Source organism: Alteromonas sp. 14N.309.X.WAT.G.H12 (assembly GCF_036697315.1).
Taxonomy (GTDB): Bacteria; Pseudomonadota; Gammaproteobacteria; order Enterobacterales; family Alteromonadaceae; genus Alteromonas.
This window is the reverse complement of the sequence record NZ_JBAHZB010000008.1, coordinates 1-18,616: the sequence shown is the minus strand read 5'-3', so window position 1 is coordinate 18,616 and position 18,616 is coordinate 1. Positions and strand designations below refer to the sequence as shown.

Sequence of the window (18,616 nt, the reverse complement as noted above, 5' to 3'; positions counted from 1 at the left end):
TTAGAGGACTTTATATTTATATTCTGCTGTTTCGTATTATCAATAAGTTGGTTTTTTTGTACAGTAATGTGCTTGGAAGCTAGGCGTTCGTTTTGTCAAGGGAAGGGAGAATCGGTGAGTCGTCATTTCTTAAGTTTTATACCGTTATTTTTTGTTGCCAGTTGTAGCATGTCTTCACCGTCGAATTCTCAGGTGACTGTGGAACATGTTTATACCTTGGATGCCGATTTAGGTGAAACGTCCGGGTTGTTCTGTCGCGGTGATAACGCCTTTAGCATTAATGATTCTGGCAATGCGCCGGAGTTATTTGTTATTGATAAACAAGGCCAGATCACAGGTCGTACGCCGTTAAATGCAAAAAATGTCGATTGGGAAACCATTACCGGTGATGATGAAAACCTGTATATCGGTGATATTGGCAACAATGCGGGTAAACGAAAATCCCTGACTATTTATAAGGTGTCATCGGCCACAGGGGATGTTGCTTCAACCATCCACATTGCTTACAAAGGGAATAGGGTCGACGACAATGTACCTTATAGCCATGATTACGATGGTGAAGCCATGACCCTACGTGACGGTAAAATTCTGATTTTCTCAAAAAGCTGGGGGACGGAAATTTCCCATGTCTACGCAGTGGATGTGAACAAAAGTGAGCAGTTACTTACATCTATGGCCAACGTAAAAGGCTTACCCGGTGTGGTAACCGGTGTGGATTGGAGTGAAAAACTACAGCAGTTTGTATTGGTGGGTTATCGCAGTAATGCGCTGGGTATGTTCAAACCCTTTGTGGCGGAAGTCTCGGCGGATTACGAAGTGAAGTCGGTGTTTCCCCTTGGCGAATTCACTCAAGTCGAAGGGGTTTGTCATACTCCGGACAACAAGGTATGGATATCACAAGAAAGCACGCCGTATAGCTCGGCAAAGCTGGCAGAAATTAGCTTCTAACTCAAACCGGTTAGGTTCTCCAACCTAACCGTATTTTCGTGATCTCTTACGCCATAGCGGTGGTGGTTACTTAAGCAAACACCACCGTCTTGTTATGGTGAATAATCACTCTGTCTTCCAGATGATAGCGCACACCGTTTGCCAGTGCGGTGATTTCACAATCTTTTCCTTTTCTTACCATATCGGCCGCCGAATCACTGTGGCTGATCCGTTTCACGCTTTGTTCAATGATAGGCCCTTCATCGAGATCTTTGGTGACATAATGGCAGGTGGCACCAATGAGTTTCACACCACGATCATAAGCTTGTTGATAGGGGCGGGCACCGGCAAAGGAAGGCAAAAAACTATGATGAATATTAATGGCTTTGCCTTGCAGTTTTTGACACACGTGATCCGGTAAGATCTGCATAAAACGGGCAAGCACGGTTAAATCAATCTTGTATTCGTCTAACAAGGTTTCGATTTGTGCGAAGGCCTGTTCTTTGCCCAGCGCTTTAAAATCTACCCAATGAAACGGTACCTTGTACCAATCGGCAAATTGCTTCATTTGCGGATGGTTACCAATGATCACTGGAATATCGCAGTCCAGCTCTCCGGTATGCCAGCGGTGAAGCAAATTAACCAGACAGTGAGACTCCAGACTGGCAAGTAATGCTACTCGCTGTTTGACTTGGGAATCAGACAACCGCCAGTTCATTTGAAACTCATTGGCTACAGGGGTAAATGCTTGTATGAATTCGTCGTATCCCAATTGCAGGGAATCACCACTAATCTCGTGGCGCATAAAGAAACGACCGGTTTGTAAGTCGGTGTGATGATTGGCTTCGACAATGGTAGCGCCATATTCAACCAAAAATTGCGAAACACGGGCCACAAGACCGATTTGATCGGGACAATCAATGACTAAGCGATAAGTTTGCTTCATTATTTTCAATGAGGTTATTTTTAATGCCCTTGTTTTACCCATGCAAGGGCGTGCTGTAAAGCCTTAATGAAAAGAAATTAGTATAAGCCTTGTCGTAGTCGCTCACGAATAGATAAATCTGATTGAAGATCCCAGGAGTGCCTTATTAGATAACGCACCCCCGATGGGGTAGAAACAGATTCAAACAGATGAAAAGCATCAAACGACATGGTGATATCCAACGGGATTAAGGGGGGCAAAAGAGCGCTTGTGGCTTTTCTTATCACCGTTACGTGGGGTTTATAGTCGCGCTTTTCTAAGCTAATTCCTGCCGTTCGCGCCGCTTTTCGTGTCTTTTTGGCCAGCTCAGGTAAGGCTTTAGGAATGTGCAGGGGGGCGGTGAAAATGATTTTAGGGCGTTCCCAGCATCCGGCACTGTCTAACGTGGCAGAAAACGGTGGGTGGATTAAGGTGTCTAAGGTTGCGATGAGGGTTTCGTGTTGACGAGGGGTGACATTACCTAAGAAGCAAAGGGTAAGGTGGTAGTTGGCCGCCGGGACTGCATGGGGCAAAGATGGCCCTAATGACTCGCTGGTTGGCTTTTTATCTGAAACCTGAGGGAATGCCCGTTGTTGCCATTGGGATAGCGCCAGTTTCGCTTGTGGGGTTAAATCTAAACCAATAAAACAACGCATGTCTTTCTCCTTAGCCATTCAATAGGGTTATCTGTGTTTGTGCAATGGGTCGTCACACAGGTAAAATAGCCAGATTAGTATTTCCCTTTATAGGTCATTACCCCGTATATGCCAGTTAGGAACTCCGCTTTACCCGCAACCACGCTTATTCCCGAATTAGTGACGGCTCTTGGCAGTAATAATGTGATTGTGGGGGCACCTCCAGGGGCCGGTAAATCCACAGTGTTGCCGCTGGCGTTACTTGAACATACGGTGGGTAAAATCATTCTACTGCAACCCCGTCGTGTGGTGGTACGAAATCTTGCTGCCTATTTGGCCGCACAATTGGGAGAGGATGTGGGCCAAACCGTGGGGTATCGCATCCGTGGTGAGAGTAAGGTAAGTGCTCACACTCGTTTAGAGATAGTAACAGAAGGTGTTCTTACCCGTCGCATTGTACAAGATCCTGAATTGAACGGGGTTAATACCATTATTTTTGATGAGTTCCACGAGCGCAGTATTCACAGCGATTTTGGGTTGGCGTTAGCCTTAGAGGTTCAGGAAGGACTGCGGGAAGATCTGTCCCTTATTATTATGTCGGCAACCTTAGATGTGGATGAGATAACCGCACTATTACCTCAAGCCGTTCTGTTAACCACCGAGGGCCGCCAGTTTCCGGTCAGTGAGATTTATGTGGGTAATACGGCCAGTAAAGATCTGGTAGGCAAGGTGACTAGGGTTATAACAAACAGCCTACTTGAGGATGAGGGAGACATTCTGGTGTTTTTACCTGGTATGGCAATGATCCGCAAGGTGGCACAGCAACTAGCCACGAGTGGGTTTTGTCAGAATGTGGTGATCCACTCCTTACACGGAAGCATGACGAAAAGTGAGCAAGATGCGGCGATACAGCCCGATGCCGCAGGACGACGAAAGGTGATCCTTGCCACCAATATCGCAGAAACCAGTTTAACCATTGATGGCGTAACCGTGGTGGTAGACTCAGGATTGGAAAATTCGGCTAAATTTCATATGGCTACTGGGTTAGTCCAGCTCACCACGCAAATGATCTCCCAGGCCTCAGCCACCCAACGCAAAGGCCGGGCTGGGCGTTTGCAACCCGGAAAAGTCTATCGTTTATGGAGTGAGGAGCAACAAGCCCGGCTCGCCAAACAGCCTGTACCTCAAATTCAACGGGAAGATATTTCGGGTTTATTACTCGATGCCTTAGGGTGGGGCACGTCCTTGCCTGAAATGGCGTTGATGAGCCAGCCCTCTCAAACCCAAATTAACCTTGGCTTAGCTGCGCTAGAGGCCATGGGGGCGGTAAATGACAAGGGAATGATAACGGCATATGGCAAAACATTACTGGCTTTTCCTACATCACCAGCGCTGGCACATATGCTTCATCAATCCTGCCTGCATGCCCGTCACCCTGAGTTGGAAAGTTTGCCTCAAGTGGCTTGTTTCTGCGCCGCGTTGGCAGAAGAAAGTCAGTCAATAAGATCGTCTATTCGATTGTCCGATGGCATTAAAAACCTCGACGGTGGAGCAAAAGCCCGGCTCCTTCGTCAGGCAAAACGTTATGCGGCCATGATGTCCGTCAGTTTATCCTTGCCCATTACGGGGCTGCCTTCTCGTTTGGTTGCCATGTGCCTTGCTTTGGCATTTCCACAACGGATAGGATTTAAACGCCAACAACAATACAAACTGGCTTGCGGCAGAGGTGCCGTGGTGCCTCGAGGAGAGGTATTAAGTGATGATTGGATCCTAGTACTGGCCGGACAGCTGGTGGGCAGTGATGTGAAAATTGATGTGGCAGAGCCCATATCCGAATCCGATCTTCGGCTGCTCTATGCGGATGAATTTAGCTGCCGTACTCAGGTAACCTTTAATACCACGAAAAAACAAATGGAAGCGCGCAAAGTTGATTGTTTTCGTGCCATCGAGTTGTCTAGTGAACCGCTAGCCAAGGTGTCGCCAAAAGAATGGGGGCAAGCCTGGTATGGGCACATCCAATCGCTTGCTATGAATGAGTTACCGCTATCGCCCACCGATTTGCAGTGGTGGTACCGTTATTGTCTTGCTTGTAAGCTTAATCTTCATCAGCCCCAGGCTTTTGATGAGCCGCCGCCTTGGCAGCAGGTAGATTCGATAATAGCATTGATTGACGAAGGAATGCTAAAACAACGCTTAGCCCGCTGTAAGCAATTTGACGACCTGGCAAAAATCGAATGGTCGGCATTATGTCAAAATTCATTGCCTTGGAGTCAACAACAGGCCATGGATGCATTGTTACCGTCTAAAATAACTGTCCCCACGGGAGAAAAGCGCAAACTCACCTACCGTAGTGACGGAGAAGTGCTCTTGGCGGTACGTCTACAGGAGATGTTTGGGTGTACGCAGCCCATTACGGTGGTAAATGGACAAATAACCGTCACCGTGGAATTACTCTCTCCTGCCAACCGACCCATTCAAAAAACCGCCGATCTTGGTGCCTTTTGGCAAGGGAGTTATTTTGCGGTACAAAAAGAAATGAAAGGTCGGTATCCCAAACACCGCTGGCCCGATCGTCCCATGGAAGCAAGCCCAGGAAAGTCCATCAAACCCAAAAACTGATTGGCCAAGTGTTAATGTAATGCTCTGACCAGTCAGTCCTTCCCCAATAGCCTATATTTATATCTGATTGATATTTAATTCATTGTCTGAAAATAAAAATTTGAGTCTTTATAGGTTATTAACATAATTGATCTAGATCTTGTTTTTAATTGTCAAAATCTTCAGAAGCATGCTTATATTAATTTGTTGTACAAATAAACGTCAACACTAATAGGAAAGTAATATGAGCAAAGTTGCATTAGTAACAGGTGGTACCAGAGGAATTGGTGAAGCAGTTTGTATCGCATTAAAAAATGCAGGCTACAAAGTTGTTGCAAATTACGGTGGAAACGATGAAGTAGCGAAAACATTTACTGAACGAACGGGAATCCCTGCATTCAAATTTGATGTTTCGAATTTCGAAAAAACCAAAGAAGCTATCGATCAAATAGCAGACGATTACGGTCCGGTGGAAGTGCTCGTTAACAATGCGGGCATCACCCGTGATGGGACCATGCACCGCATGCGCTTTGAGCAATGGGATGCGGTTATTCAGACCAATTTGGCCTCGTGTTTTAATACATGTCGAGCCGTTATCGACTCAATGCGTGCCAATCAATTCGGGCGTATTGTTAATATTGGCTCTGTCAATGGTCAGGCCGGACAGTACGGGCAAGTGAATTATGCGGCTGCAAAATCCGGTATTCATGGCTTTACTAAAGCGTTGGCACTGGAAGGCGCCGGCAAAGGGATTACCGTGAATGCCATTGCTCCTGGTTATGTAGATACCGATATGGTGCGAGCGGTTCCTGAAGAAGTATTGAAGAAAATTATTGCTACCATTCCGGTAGGACGGCTGGGTAAGCCGGAAGATATTGCCCGCAGTGTACTCTTTTTAGTGGGAGACGAAGCGGGCTTTATTACAGGCTCTACATTATCCATTAATGGTGGCCAACATATGTATTAGCCATTCTCACGACCGAAAATCACCCTTGATTTTCGGTCGCTGGCATTACCCCAATTTTTGTCATAGTGGCTAATCCGGGGAACCCATCTGCAATCATATTATTGGCGATCTGATATTCCCGTATTCCCGCCCGGGTCGCGGGCCCGATAATACCATCCGGTGTACCTACATTGTGGCCTAATTCATTTAATGCCGATTGCAAGGCAATGATATCGCTTCGGTTATAAGCCGGTAAGTCAGGCAGTGCTTTGACTAACCCCGCCTCGCCGGCAATTTGATCTGCCAGTTTACCCACGGCGATGGCGTAAAACTCTGAGTTATTCCAACGCATGATGGTACGAAAATTCGGATAAGCTATAAAAGCCGGGCCGGTATGTCCGGCGGGAACCACGATGTATCCAAGTTCATCCGCGTTGCCTAATGGTGTGCCGTCTGCTTTTTTGATGCCGGCTTTATTCCAGTCTCGAATGGGGCGTTTATTGCTATATCCTGCCTGTCGATAATCGAAGTCTGCTGGTAAGATAATTTCCCGTCCCCAGCGATAACCTGGCTGCCAGCCCAGTTTAGACAGAAAGTTTGCAGCAGAAGCTAGGGCATCTTGTTCACTGTCCCACAAATTAATTTGCCCATCACCATCGCCATCAATGGCGTAGTGCATGTAAGCTGAAGGCATAAACTGGGTATGCCCCATGGCGCCAGCCCAAGATCCAACCATGCGTTTTTGCTCTAGGGATTCTCTTTCTAGCAGCTTTATTGCGGTAATGAGTTCAGACGTAAAAAAGCGGCTACGTCTTTGGTCACAGGCCAGGGTAGTTAACGAGTCCAATACATTCATTGTTCCCTTGTAGCCACCAAAATTGGTTTCCAGCCCCCAAAACGCCAAAAGGTAATGGGCAGGCACACCGTACTGAGAAGACAAGGCATGCAGAAAATCACGGTGTTTTTCGTACATTTCCTGGCCTTTGTTGATGCGCCAAGAGTTTACCCGTTTGCTGTAATAACCGGGAAATGTTTGCACAAACTCAGGTTGGCTACGATCCAGTTTTATGACTTTAGGTTGGTAGTGAATATCTGCAAATACTCTGTCGACAACAGCTTTTGCTACGCCTTTTTCCACGGCGGTTGTAGCAAGCTGCGCCTTACAGGTTTCGAACTCGTCTGCATGAGCCGCACCTAGCAGAGTAAAAAATGAGAGTAGCGATAATTTTAACTTATCAGATATCCAGTCAGACATAATGCTTACCTTTTGTGATGATGGGGCAATGCTACATCATCAACAGGAGTTGGTGCGAATGAAATTGAGAATTTGTGTAGGGAGTTGGATGACTCCCTAACGGAATAAATAGGTGTAAATGTGTGTAGGTAATTGAATTATTCGTACTTATGAATGAAATCTGTGATGAGAGGACGAACACTTTGTCTAAACTTTGAGCCACTAAAAATTCCGTAATGTCCGGCACCTTGTTGTACATGGTGCTTACGCATGTTTTTAGGCACACTTTTGCAAATTTGTTGTGCGGCTTCGGTTTGTCCCAGGCCACAAATATCGTCGTCGGCACCTTCTACTGTAAGGAGTGGCGTGTTGTCGATGGCGTCAAAATTAACGGGATTACCCTGGTAGGTAATCGCGCCGCGGGCAATATCATTATTTTTAAATACCCGCTCTATGGTTTCAAGATAGAACTCAGCCGGAATATCAAGCACCGCAAGGTATTCATCATAAAAAGCGCGAAAACGATCGGCATCTTCTTCTTCACCAAATACCAAATTTTGAAAGAAGTTTTGGTACTTTTTCATATGTGCTTGCTGGTTCATGCTAATAAAACCACCGAGCTGCATAAAGCCAGGATACACTTGTCTGCCTTCACCGGGATACCCGTTTGGCACGGTCATAATGGCCACATTTTTAAACCAACTCATGGGGTGTTTCTGGGAAAATTCATTGACCCGGGTCGGATTTTTCGAACAGTCTATGGGGCCAGCCATCAGTGTTAGGGTTTTGGGGACAGCCTCACTTTTGCGTTCGGCCAATACGGCGGTGGCAATAAGTGCTTGCACTGTGGGTTGGCATATTGCCATTAGGTGGGTATTGGGACCCAACTGTTCCATAAAGTCGATTAAGTAACTGACATAACAGTCAAAGGTAAAGGGGCCTTCATCTAATGGCACTTCCCGGGCATCGGTCCAATCGGTGACATAAATTTCGTGGTCCGGCAATAAGGCTTCTACCGTGCCTTTTAGCAAGGTGGCAAAATGGCCTGAAAGAGGAGCCACTAACAATACTTTATGATCGTCTTTAACGCCCATGCGATTAAAATGGATAACTTCGCAAAACGGCTTACTAATGGCTATCTCTTCTTTTACCTTAACGCGTTTATTATTGATTTTAATTTCATCAATATTAAACCCCAGCTTTTCGTAGCGTTGAGTCAGTCGCATGGCAGTTTCCAGCGTAGCGCGGGTAATGCGACCGGGGATGGTATGGGCGAAAAGATTGGAAGGATGGTTCGTAATATCATTCAGCAGACTGAAGCCCTCATGCATGATATACGTGCCGCGGGTAAAATAATCGTATGCTTGATAATTCATTACGTTAATCCTCAAAAACTGACTGGGGCTAGGGCCTAATGGGGAATAAAAGGTTCATAACAAGAGAGGAATCAAGGCGACCGGGGTCGCCTTGTAAAGCCATTAAGCCTTTGCTGCTTCTTGGAATTTAGCGGTCATTTCGTCGCTTAATCCTTTGAGCATTTCGCCGGCTTTTTGCTGCGCTTCAGTGATCACAGCATAAGAGCTCTTCGCCACGTCAGCCATCGTTTCCTGCATTGATTCAACATAGGCTTTGTTGGTTTCTGCCAAACTCATTAAATCTTTTTGCTGAGAGGCTTTTTCAAAATAAGACATGCCTTCAGACAACAGTGATTTATACAGCGCGTTTTGCTTTTCGGCCAGATCTTGCATAGTGCTCATATTTAGCGTCGCAAGGTCAGTTACAGGCTTCATTGCAGTTTTCATTTGTTCGTTCATTTGTTCAAACATTGTCTGTCTCCAGTTTCGTAGTAAAGTTAATCAGTTGATTTTGTTGTCGTCGCCGGCTTTTTCGCCGTCGTGCGGCGAGTCCGTGTTGTTGGTTTCTTAGCGGCAGTCGTCGTAGTTTTTGCTTTCGTTTCGGCACTTGCCACAGGGGCTTTTTCTTTAGCCGCTGGGGCCGCTTTTTTGGTCTCGGCTACTGCTTTTTCCGGTTCGGCTGCGGCACTCGCGGTTTGTTTCTCAGCCGCTGGCGCTGCTTTTTTAGGCGCTGCGGGGGCGGCCTTGGTGGCTTTTTTTGCCGGTGTCGCTTTGGCTACGGGTGCTTTTTTGGGGGTGGCGGCTTTTTCGGCAACCGGGGTGATGGCCTCTTGTGGCATCGACAAGGAGGCTTTCATTGCCTCGGCCATCTCTTCTCTCATGGCATTGAGTGTTGAGTATGTCTCTTTCGATGCACTGGCCATACGCTCTCTTACTGATTCAGCAAGTTCGGTATTGGCACTGAGTACGCCTTTTAATTCCGATTGCTTGGCAACGGCGTTCATATAACGCACCCCGTCACTTAGCAGCCCCGTAAATAGTGTTGTTTGATGCTGAGATAAACTTTCCAGTGTTTTCGTATTTACGGCAAACATAGTGTGTACCGGTTTACTGGTACTTTTTAGCTGCTCTGAAAACTTGCCAAACATGCCTTTCTCCCGACCATTTACGCTTAAAGATTTTGCTGCACCGCAGCAGGATTGGTTAGATATTAGTCAATGTGGGGACGAAGGTCAACTAGAATTGTTGCGCTGCAGCAAAAAAGCTTAGACTTTAAAATAATAAGCATAGTGGTTTTTATGCTGCAGTGCAGTATATCGCGGTGTAGGAGGCGTGGAGGCTACTTCTGGGACTTTTTCCAGGCTTCCATATTTTGCTCTACGATCTTGTTAAACAAACCGAAGGGCGTGTTTTCAATCATGTTTTTCATCATACCTTGTACCTGATCTTGCTGATCAATAAAGGTGACTAAGGATTGTTCAAGATATTGGCGCAGATAAGATTGCATGTCGGTGTCGTAGTATCGAATCAGTTGTTTAAGCAGGGTATTGGTGAGCAACGACTGATTTTCGTTGGCTTCCGACTCACTGATGATTTGCAGCAATAAGGATTTGGTTATGTCATTTTCTGTTTTTGAATCAATTACCTGAAAATCTTCACGTTCATTGATCAGGGTCTTAATGTAATCGATATTCACGTATTGGCTACGGGAGGTATCGTACAGTCGGCGATTCGGATATTTTTTTATGGTGATCATAATGTTACCTCCTTGGTTTGGCCATTGAGAGTAGCGCACTATCACCTTGTGTGGCAACTTGCGGGTGTGAAAATTAGCGACACTCTAAAGGGGAAAACAGGACGCGGATCCTAGTGTGAGGAGCTAATGCACTGTATTAAAACGATTTAACATCATTGGCATGGTAATCGCTGTATAGGCTGGGAGCGCCCAGAAGGGCTTTTCCGAATTAACTGGAGAATATTATGTCTACATTTCTTAAATCGTTAGTACTGAGTTTTGCTGTGGCTTCCTCAATCAGCTTTGGTGCACAGGCTGCTCAGGATACTGACACCATGGCAGAAGCAGATGAACCTATGATACAGGCACAAAGCTATGATGATGCAACGTTAGAAAAATTCACCATGGCCATGAGCGCAGTCAGTGATGTCGCAGATAAATATCAGTCTGAACTTAGCGGTGATATCAGCGCGGAGAAAATACAGAAAATTCAGCAGGCCGCCCAAGATGAAATGGTTGCAGAAATTGAAAAAACTGGCCTGGAAGTAGAAACTTACACCACCATCGCACAGCAAGTGCAAACCGATGAAAAACTGCGTCAACGGGTGCTGTCTATTGCTAAAGCAAGCAATGAAGAATCGTAATTGTTAGCCGGATTTTCCATCAAAATGGGCGTAAAAAGTTGATTTACGCCCGGTCTTAACCCTTAACCTAGTTGTTTTTTCACATAACTGCCCGGCGCCACTTCAATGGCCGGATAACCTTCGTGACTGCCGGGTTGAGGGGCATTTACCTTGGTTTTCCGGTGATTTTGTAGCCACTTATGCCAATATGGCCACCAAGAACCCTCATGCTTTGTTGCGCCATCAAACCATTCACTGGGCGTGTCTGGCAACGAGGCGTTGGTCCAGTGAGGGTATTTCCCCGTTTCTGGTGGGTTAATGACACCGGCTAAATGACCAGAACCTGCAAGTACAAACTCTACATCACCGCTCACCAGTTTGGTCCCTTTGTATGCCCCTTGCCACAACACAATATGATCAGCCAGCGTTGAAAGGAAGAAAACGGGCACATCAATGTCGGCCAGATTAATGGGAATGTCGTCGATGACAATACCACCAGGATCTTTTAGCTTGTTTTCCCAATACATGGTGCGTACGTACTGCTTAAAGCAGGAGGCAGTGATGTTAGTGGCGTCGCTGTTCCAGTAGAGGATATCGAAGGCCGCAGGATCTTTCCCTTTTAAATAGTTGTTTATGAAATATGACCAGAACAGGTTGTTTTCTCTGAGTAAACTGAAACTTAACCCTAAGATCCGTCCATCATAAACCCCTTTCATATCGGCGTTTTGTTCCATAATGGGTAACGCGTCTTCGGTTAAGTAATTGCCGATTTCTCCCGGTTCACTAAAATCTAGCAGCGTGGTTAGCAGGGTTAAGGATTCGATACGTTCATCTTTTTTCGCACGTAAATACGCACTCGCCATGCTCAATAATGTGCCGCCAACACAGAAACCGGCCAGATGTACCTTTTTTCTTCCCGTGATGTCACACACCACATCTAAGGCTTCAACAGGGCCTTTTTTCATGTAATCGACAAAATCTTCATCGGCCAATGAGGCATCAGGATTCACCCATGAAATCATAAAAACGGAAAAACCGGCATCCACTAACCCTTTGACGACAGATTTTTTCTCTTCTAAATCAAGAATGTAATATTTGTTAATAAATGGAGGAACGCAGAGCAATGGGGTTGCATAGGTCTTCCCATTCTTCGGCGTATAGTGAATCAGTTGCATCAGTTCATTTTGATAGACTATCTGACCTTCGGTGGTGGCCAGGTTTTCGCCCAAGGTAAAGGCATCCATATCGGTTTGGGTGATCTTAAAGGCTTCTAAAGGACTCTTTTCCAAGTCCCGCATGAAGTTTTCAATGCCCTTGACCATATTTTGCCCTTTGGTCTTGAGGATTTCTTCACAGACTTCAGGGTTCGATAACAGGTAGTTAGTGGGGGAGACAGAATTGATGTATTGCCGTGTGTAAAATTTTACCTGCTCTTCTGATTTGGGATCTTTAAAATGCATGGAAGAAATCATGCTTTGTAGCATTTTAGAGTTAATCAGGTAGGCTTGCTTCATGTAACTGAATACGGGGTTGTCTTGCCAGTCAGAATGGGCAAAACGGCGATCGCCTTTTTCTTCTTCCACCACTGGATGCGATTGCTCGCCTAACATGGCTTTTGTGGCTTGTTGCCAGAGTTGGTTTTGCTGACGCATAAAATCCATTTGCGTTTGAATCAGTTTGGCTGAGTCTACTTCCACGGCATCACCGGAAAGCAGGGCGCCCAGTTTTTCTGGGTCAAACATGGCGGCGGTCTCCTCGCTGCTGTGTTTTTTGGTTAAAATATCATGAACCATGGTATTAAATTGTTGTGCATATTGGTTCAGCGTGTCCAGAATATCTTCTTTGTCCTGTTCGTGCACAAGACACCTCCATCATTATTTTTTTGTTGCTGAGGCCGCCATTGATTCAAGTACAGTCTGATAAAAAGAAAAGGCTTGCTGACTTCCATCAAGGTAGGGTTTTAACAGTGACATCACGGCTTCTTTGTCACCACTTTTGATTTGTTCTTTGAGTTGTGAGAATGTTGCATCATGAATTTTACTCATATCCGGCCAGCCCATAAAATCACGGGCTTCCTGAGGTGTGAGATCAATATCGATAGATATTTTCATGTAACCTCCTAGTCGGTCAGTATGACCATCTGGATTGATATATAACCATACTTCATCAGGCGATGCGGTTATTCACATTTTGAGTGTAAACCTTGCTGGAAATTGCGCAAAGAAAACCGCAAAATCGTCTCTGACTTTACTTATACTGGCATGATAAGTGGCTAAAAAACAGACAAAACCAAAGAAAACTAAAAAAATCGGCGCTAAACCTAAACGTCGCTTCCGTGGCTTGTTAATCAAATTATTGGTGGTGGGGCTGGTGGCCTTAGTGGGCTATATGATTTATCTCGATGCGCAGATAAAACATACGTTTACTGGCAATAAGTGGGAAGTGCCGGCACAAATATATGCCCGCCCGTTAGTGCTCAAAACAGAATTGGAAATCACCCAAAAAGAAGTCATCGATGAGCTAAAACTACTGGGCTATCGCCATGTTAGTCGCCCTGATAGCAGCGGCGAGTATAACGTCAGTGGTAACACATTGGTAATTCAACGTCGGGCCTTTAGTTTTCCTGATGGCGATGAACCGCTACGCAAAGTGACGGTGACATGGCGAGGAAGCCGAATCAACCAGATTATGGATAACAGCGCCAACGAAGCCGTACCTAAAATTCGCCTAGAACCCTGGTTGGTTACCCGAATGGTCAGCAGTAGCCGAGAAGATCGCATGTTGGTGAAGCTCAAGGAGGTGCCCGCCCTGCTGCCCAAAGCCCTTATTCTGGTAGAAGACAGGGATTTCTACGAGCATCATGGTGTGGCCCCGCTGTCGATTTTGCGGGCCTTGGTCGCCAATATTCGCGCCGGACGCACAGTTCAAGGGGGAAGTACCCTTACTCAGCAATTGGTTAAGAATTTATACCTTACCCGGGAAAAGGCGATTTCACGGAAAATCAAAGAAGCGTTAATGGCTTTGATTATTGATTTTAGGTACAGCAAAGAAGACATTTTGCAGGCCTATCTGAATGAAGTCTTCCTTGGTCAAAATGGTGATATGGCGGTGCATGGTTTTGGTTTGGCCAGTTATTTCTATTTTGACCGACCCGCAAATGAATTGAGTCCGCCGGAAATCGCCACCTTGGTGGCAATGATTAAGGGGCCGTCTTATTATAATCCTCGTCGCCATGAAGAGCGGGTACTGGAACGCAGAAACCTGGTGCTGCGTATTTTATTCGATGCCAATGAAATCAACCGAACGGACTATGAAAAATACATCAATGAGCCGTTAGGTCTGGCTTCCGGTGCCAGTTTGGCCAGTGGCAAGCATCCGGCGTTTATGGATAAGGTACGCCGTGAATTGTCCGTTATATTAGCCGATCCCGCTTTGCGTGATTCTGGCGTCAAAGTGTTCACCAGCCTCGATATTTATGCCCAGCGTCGAGCGGAAAAAGCAATAAAGCAAACCTTGGACGGCTTGCAAAGTGATCGTGATGTTCAGTTACAAGGGGCCATGTTGGTGACCGATATCGCCAGCGGTGAGATCCGCGCCATTGTGGGCGACAGAGACGCCAGTTTTAAAGGGTTTAACCGGGCGTTGGATGCTCGCAGGCAAGTGGGCTCATTGATAAAGCCAGCGGTATATTTATCTGCGTTGGAAGATCCAGCGTCCTTTAATTTAGCGACGCCCATCGCTGATGAGCCCATCACGCTGGAAAATGAAAACGGCCAGTCTTGGTCTCCGCTAAATGCGGATAAAAAATTCAGAGGTCAGGTCCCCCTTATTCAGGGGCTCACTGAATCGTTAAATGTGCCCACGGTGAATTTAGGCCTGCGTGTGGGTCTTGATCTTGTGTCAGACACCATTAAACGGTTGGGCGTGGAAAGTGACTTTATGCAAGTGCCTGCCATGACGTTGGGGGCGATGTCCTTATCACCCATCGAGACAAACCAGATGTATCAAACCATCTCGAATAACGGGCGCTATATTCCTTTGCATACGGTGACGTCGGTGGTCTCAGCCAATGATCGTTTGGTTTGGCAACATGCCGAATTTTATTCTCAGCGGGTGGACGAAGCCGCCTCCTACTTGTTGAATTATGCCTTGCATAACGTGACGACCCAAGGCACGGCTAAACGTGTGGGACGTACCTTCCCCAATATTAATATGGCCGGTAAAACGGGCACCACGGATGATTATCGCGATAGTTGGTTTAGCGGTTTTGATCGCAACAATGTGGTAACGGTTTGGGTAGGAAATGACGACAACAAGCCCATTTTGCTTACCGGTGCCGGTGGTGCCTTGCCGGTGTTTATTAACTATCAGAAAATGCAGGCGCCTAAGTCATTGTCCCGCCGCTTTCCTGAAGGATTGGGGATCGCCCATTTCGACAAGCATACCGGGGCGGTGGTCACCGCAGGTTGCCCGGATTCATTAAGTGTGCCTGCCATACTTGATGTGCTACCACCGCCAAGACAAGACTGTTTCGGCCGTCCGCTGACGCCGAAAAGTGAGAAGAAGAGCTGGTGGGAACGCTTGTTTGGTAACGATTAGCTAGCCTGTAAGAGCCTGTTTAACAGGCTCTTTTTTATTACGCCCTGCACCGTTAGGGTAATGTAAATAGCGCTACTGACCGTTGCTTTTCCCCCATGACACTGGGAACATGTGAGCGGGTTAGGCTGTGGTAGGGTTGCATGAAATAGACCACCAAGCGATCTTTCCTTCAGTTAGTAATGCATTTCAAATAAATAGATAAAGGCAGGTGAAATGAACAGATATTTTCTGTTGTTATGCGTATTGGTGTTCACGGGCTGCAGTTTACAACCCTCCCAGGAAGACTCAAATGATGCCACCGAGCTTACGGTTGCCACCTTCAATGTCAGTATGGAAGCGCAAAATTACGCCACCGACAATGAGAACGGTACCTTAGGCCCTCAGGTATTGATCGCGCAACTGGCCAGTGGTGAAAACCCACAAATTAAAAACATTGCAGAAATTATTCAGCGCACCCGCCCGGATATCATATTGCTCAACGAATTTGATTTTATCGATAATCCTAAGCGTGGTGTGCAGGCCTTTATTGATCATTACCTGAAACAGCCTCAACAGGGTCGAGAGCCCATCGATTATCCCTACTATTTTTACGGCCAGGTTAATACCGGTTTACCGACGCAATTTGATCTCGATAATGACGGCCAATCCCAAGGATATGGCGCGGATGCTCAAGGGTTTGGTTTATATCCGGGGCAGTATGGTATGGTGTTGTTGTCACGCTATCCATTGCTACGCCAACAAATTCGTACTTTTCAACGGTTCTTATGGTCAGATATGCCCAATGCGCTGGCGCCGGTGGTTCCTACTACCCAAGAGCCTTTTTTTAGCGCGGAAGAATGGTCGTCGCTGCGGCTATCCTCCAAGTCCCACTGGGATGTACCGGTGAATGTGAATGGCCGTGTTATTCATGTGTTAGCAAGTCACCCTACACCGCCGGTATTTGACGGTGATGAAGATCGTAATGGTCGGCGCAATCATGATGAAATCCGCTTTTGGCAGGATTACATCACGCCGGGTAAGGGAAGCTATATTTATGACGACCGTGGTGTTTACGGTGGGGCAAAAAACAATGCGCCCTTTGTGATTTTAGGCGATCAAAATGCCTCGCCAGATAAACCCGGGGACACGCCTTCAGCAATTCAGCAATTACTGGCATCTCCTTATGTGAATAGTCGCTTTACCCCAGCAAGTGAAGGCGGGAAGCGAAGTTGGCCAGATAAGGATTACGGACTACACTACACGGCAAATTGGGGCGCTCGCGCCGACTACGTATTGCCTTCAGCCCACTTTACTATAGAAGAGGGCGCAGTTTTTTGGCCGCAGAAAGGTGATCCCCTGTATCGTTTGGTTGAAGATCGCAGCCGCTCATCAGATCACCGTTTGGTGTGGTTAAAAGTCGCCCTTAAATAACGGGGATAAAAAGCCCTTCTCGCCGTGTGGATAACATCCAGTGATACGGATTACATCGTTAGCAACACGGCTTGAAAGGAAGGCCCGACGGGAGATCGCTGGGATCAGAGCTTGCGGTTTGCCAAGAGTCGCAGGCCGCTAAATAATATTGCGCTGGCTAAAAAAGCCCCCACGGGGCTTAACGCTATAAACAATAAAGATGTGGCGGGCATCATACGTTGGCTCCTTGGGTTAGGGTGATAAAACTGACATTAAACGTTGGGGTGTTAAGTCCGCCCCGAACGGATGTTTGCAAAATGGTGTTAAACATAATTTTCCCTAAATAAATGTGTAAACACTGTCCTTTCACTACCAACTGGTCAGTGGTGCATGTCTCTTTAGTCGAAGAATCATTAGCGATAGTTGTGCCACATTCAGATTATTTTCTAACACACTGATTTAACGTTGTTTTATTTGGTTATGGCCTTCACCGAAAATTAAAGAGATAATAAAAAAACTAATTTTTGGTTGATTTACAAATACGAATGGTCAAATAGACCACATAACATTTAACGAAAACGTTGAAGCCAAAGGGTGAGGGAATAGAAGCGAATTAGTGCCTGATGAACCGAGCACGAATATGGTGCCCGGAACAAGTATGGGGAAAGGAGCGCTGTCTGGCGTTAGTCTTAATGGGCTTTTTTACTGGGTAACCAAGATAAAACGGCCACAATAATCCCGCCTGCCACTAAGCCGGTAATACCATCGGCAATCACAGGTATCAGTGCATCTAACATGGCGTTGTGAGTAACCAGTTGCTCGCTTAAATGGTGTAAAAACCCAATGTTGTGGGTAAGAATGCCGCCTCCCACAAGAAACATGGCCACGGTACCAATAATTGCGAGGCCCTTCATTAATAACGGCGCGCTAATAAGCAGTGCCCGCCCCGTTGCGCGCTGAAAGGCGTTAAAAGAGCCGGTTAAGGATTTACGCAGCATATATAAGCCTACGTCATCCATTTTTACGATCCCAGCCACGATCCCGTATACCCCGGCGGTAATTGCAACGCTTAGTGCACATAGCACACCCACCTGAGTGGCAAAGTCGGCTTCCTGCACACTACCTAGGGTAATGACCACAATTTCTGCTGACAGAATAAAGTCTGTACGAATGGCACCTTTAATTTTGTCTTTTTCCAGTGCGACAAGGTCAATTTTCTGTTGGGATAATTTTTCTAATCGTGCAGCTCTTTGGGCTTCATCAACACGATGAAAGAGTCGATGAAAAACTTTTTCTGCCCCTTCAAAGCACAAAAATAAGCCGCCTAAGATAAGGAGTACGGTAATCAGCACGGGAACGAAGGCACTTATTAGTAGCGCTGCCGGTACAATAATGACTTTGTTTAGTAATGAACCCTTGGCCACCGCCCATACTACGGGCAGTTCCCGTTCAGCACGAACACCTTGCACCTGATTGGCATTAAGTGCCAGATCATCACCTAGCACACCGGCGGTTTTTTTTGCCGCCACTTTCGACATAACAGAAATATCGTCAAGTAAAGTGGCTATATCATCAATAAGGGCTAATAAGTTTGCTGCAGCCAAAAGAAAC

General features: G+C 46.3%; 16 protein-coding genes. 6 read left to right on the top strand and 10 right to left on the bottom strand.

Annotation, left to right across the window (positions count from 1 at the left end; genetic code table 11):
* The first annotated feature begins 114 nt into the window (after positions 1-114).
* The gene (locus tag V5298_RS04980) at positions 115-948 is read left to right on the top strand and encodes a hypothetical protein (RefSeq protein WP_332930372.1); all 834 of its coding nucleotides are present in this window, start codon (positions 115-117) and stop codon (positions 946-948) included.
* A gap of 70 nt (positions 949-1,018) precedes the next feature.
* Here V5298_RS04980 and purU read toward each other — a convergent pair whose 3' ends face one another.
* Both purU and thpR read right to left on the bottom strand, forming a co-directional pair.
* Positions 1,019-1,873, bottom strand: coding sequence for a formyltetrahydrofolate deformylase (gene purU, locus V5298_RS04975; protein ID WP_332930371.1), 855 nt, complete (start codon positions 1,871-1,873; stop codon positions 1,019-1,021).
* A gap of 77 nt (positions 1,874-1,950) precedes the next feature.
* Positions 1,951-2,547: an RNA 2',3'-cyclic phosphodiesterase gene (gene thpR, locus V5298_RS04970; protein ID WP_332930370.1), complete on the bottom strand. Its 597-nt coding sequence runs from the start codon at positions 2,545-2,547 to the stop codon at positions 1,951-1,953.
* Positions 2,548-2,655: 108 nt separating this feature from the next.
* Here thpR and hrpB point away from each other — a divergent pair, with 108 nt between their 5' ends.
* Positions 2,656-5,145: an ATP-dependent helicase HrpB gene (gene hrpB, locus V5298_RS04965; protein ID WP_332930369.1), complete on the top strand. Its 2,490-nt coding sequence runs from the start codon at positions 2,656-2,658 to the stop codon at positions 5,143-5,145.
* Between the two features lie 223 nt (positions 5,146-5,368).
* Positions 5,369-6,091, top strand: a complete 723-nt coding sequence (phbB, locus tag V5298_RS04960; RefSeq protein WP_332930368.1) for an acetoacetyl-CoA reductase — start codon at positions 5,369-5,371, stop codon at positions 6,089-6,091.
* 19 nt (positions 6,092-6,110) lie between these two features.
* On the opposite strand, the gene V5298_RS04955 is transcribed toward phbB, so the two are convergent.
* The 5 genes from V5298_RS04955 to phaR all read right to left on the bottom strand — a co-directional run bounded on the left by V5298_RS04955 (position 6,111) and on the right by phaR (position 10,415).
* Complete coding sequence (locus V5298_RS04955; protein ID WP_332930367.1) at positions 6,111-7,325, bottom strand: lytic murein transglycosylase; 1,215 nt, start codon at positions 7,323-7,325, stop codon at positions 6,111-6,113.
* A gap of 137 nt (positions 7,326-7,462) precedes the next feature.
* Positions 7,463-8,680, bottom strand: a complete 1,218-nt coding sequence (locus tag V5298_RS04950) for a polyhydroxyalkanoate depolymerase (RefSeq protein ID WP_332930366.1) — start codon at positions 8,678-8,680, stop codon at positions 7,463-7,465.
* A 102-nt stretch (positions 8,681-8,782) separates the two neighbouring features.
* Complete coding sequence (locus V5298_RS04945; protein ID WP_332930365.1) at positions 8,783-9,130, bottom strand: phasin family protein; 348 nt, start codon at positions 9,128-9,130, stop codon at positions 8,783-8,785.
* A 26-nt stretch (positions 9,131-9,156) separates the two neighbouring features.
* Complete coding sequence (locus V5298_RS04940) at positions 9,157-9,807, bottom strand: phasin family protein (protein WP_332930364.1); 651 nt, start codon at positions 9,805-9,807, stop codon at positions 9,157-9,159.
* Positions 9,808-9,998: 191 nt separating this feature from the next.
* On the bottom strand, positions 9,999-10,415 hold the full coding sequence (phaR, locus tag V5298_RS04935; protein WP_332930363.1) for a polyhydroxyalkanoate synthesis repressor PhaR: 417 nt from the start codon (positions 10,413-10,415) through the stop codon (positions 9,999-10,001).
* A gap of 224 nt (positions 10,416-10,639) precedes the next feature.
* Between phaR and V5298_RS04930 the strand changes: the two genes are divergently transcribed.
* Complete coding sequence (locus V5298_RS04930; protein ID WP_332930362.1) at positions 10,640-11,038, top strand: DUF4168 domain-containing protein; 399 nt, start codon at positions 10,640-10,642, stop codon at positions 11,036-11,038.
* Between the two features lie 62 nt (positions 11,039-11,100).
* Here the strand turns inward: V5298_RS04930 and V5298_RS04925 are convergent, their stop codons facing one another.
* Both V5298_RS04925 and V5298_RS04920 read right to left on the bottom strand, forming a co-directional pair.
* The gene (locus V5298_RS04925; RefSeq protein ID WP_332930361.1) at positions 11,101-12,876 is read right to left on the bottom strand and encodes a class I poly(R)-hydroxyalkanoic acid synthase; all 1,776 of its coding nucleotides are present in this window, start codon (positions 12,874-12,876) and stop codon (positions 11,101-11,103) included.
* A gap of 15 nt (positions 12,877-12,891) precedes the next feature.
* Positions 12,892-13,128 carry a DUF6489 family protein gene (locus V5298_RS04920; protein ID WP_332930360.1) on the bottom strand — a complete coding sequence of 79 codons (237 nt, stop codon included), beginning with the start codon at positions 13,126-13,128 and terminating at the stop codon, positions 12,892-12,894.
* Between the two features lie 196 nt (positions 13,129-13,324).
* Here V5298_RS04920 and mrcB point away from each other — a divergent pair, with 196 nt between their 5' ends.
* Positions 13,325-15,616, top strand: coding sequence for a penicillin-binding protein 1B (gene mrcB / locus V5298_RS04915; RefSeq protein WP_332930413.1), 2,292 nt, complete (start codon positions 13,325-13,327; stop codon positions 15,614-15,616).
* Positions 15,617-15,829: 213 nt separating this feature from the next.
* Positions 15,830-17,026, top strand: coding sequence for an endonuclease/exonuclease/phosphatase family protein (locus V5298_RS04910; protein WP_332930359.1), 1,197 nt, complete (start codon positions 15,830-15,832; stop codon positions 17,024-17,026).
* 668 nt (positions 17,027-17,694) lie between these two features.
* On the opposite strand, the gene V5298_RS04905 is transcribed toward V5298_RS04910, so the two are convergent.
* Complete coding sequence (locus V5298_RS04905; RefSeq protein ID WP_332930412.1) at positions 17,695-18,609, bottom strand: DUF808 domain-containing protein; 915 nt, start codon at positions 18,607-18,609, stop codon at positions 17,695-17,697.
* Positions 18,610-18,616: the final 7 nt, after the last annotated feature.

Coding starts and splice junctions, on each gene's coding strand:
- purU (WP_332930371.1), bottom strand. CDS start 1,873: ATGAAGCAAACTTATCGCTTAGTCATTGATTGTCCCGATCAAATCGGT.
- thpR (WP_332930370.1), bottom strand. CDS start 2,547: ATGCGTTGTTTTATTGGTTTAGATTTAACCCCACAAGCGAAACTGGCG.
- hrpB (WP_332930369.1), top strand. CDS start 2,656: ATGCCAGTTAGGAACTCCGCTTTACCCGCAACCACGCTTATTCCCGAA.
- phbB (WP_332930368.1), top strand. CDS start 5,369: ATGAGCAAAGTTGCATTAGTAACAGGTGGTACCAGAGGAATTGGTGAA.
- V5298_RS04955 (WP_332930367.1), bottom strand. CDS start 7,325: ATGTCTGACTGGATATCTGATAAGTTAAAATTATCGCTACTCTCATTT.
- V5298_RS04950 (WP_332930366.1), bottom strand. CDS start 8,680: ATGAATTATCAAGCATACGATTATTTTACCCGCGGCACGTATATCATG.
- V5298_RS04945 (WP_332930365.1), bottom strand. CDS start 9,130: ATGTTTGAACAAATGAACGAACAAATGAAAACTGCAATGAAGCCTGTA.
- V5298_RS04940 (WP_332930364.1), bottom strand. CDS start 9,807: ATGTTTGGCAAGTTTTCAGAGCAGCTAAAAAGTACCAGTAAACCGGTA.
- phaR (WP_332930363.1), bottom strand. CDS start 10,415: ATGATCACCATAAAAAAATATCCGAATCGCCGACTGTACGATACCTCC.
- V5298_RS04930 (WP_332930362.1), top strand. CDS start 10,640: ATGTCTACATTTCTTAAATCGTTAGTACTGAGTTTTGCTGTGGCTTCC.
- V5298_RS04920 (WP_332930360.1), bottom strand. CDS start 13,128: ATGAAAATATCTATCGATATTGATCTCACACCTCAGGAAGCCCGTGAT.
- V5298_RS04910 (WP_332930359.1), top strand. CDS start 15,830: ATGAACAGATATTTTCTGTTGTTATGCGTATTGGTGTTCACGGGCTGC.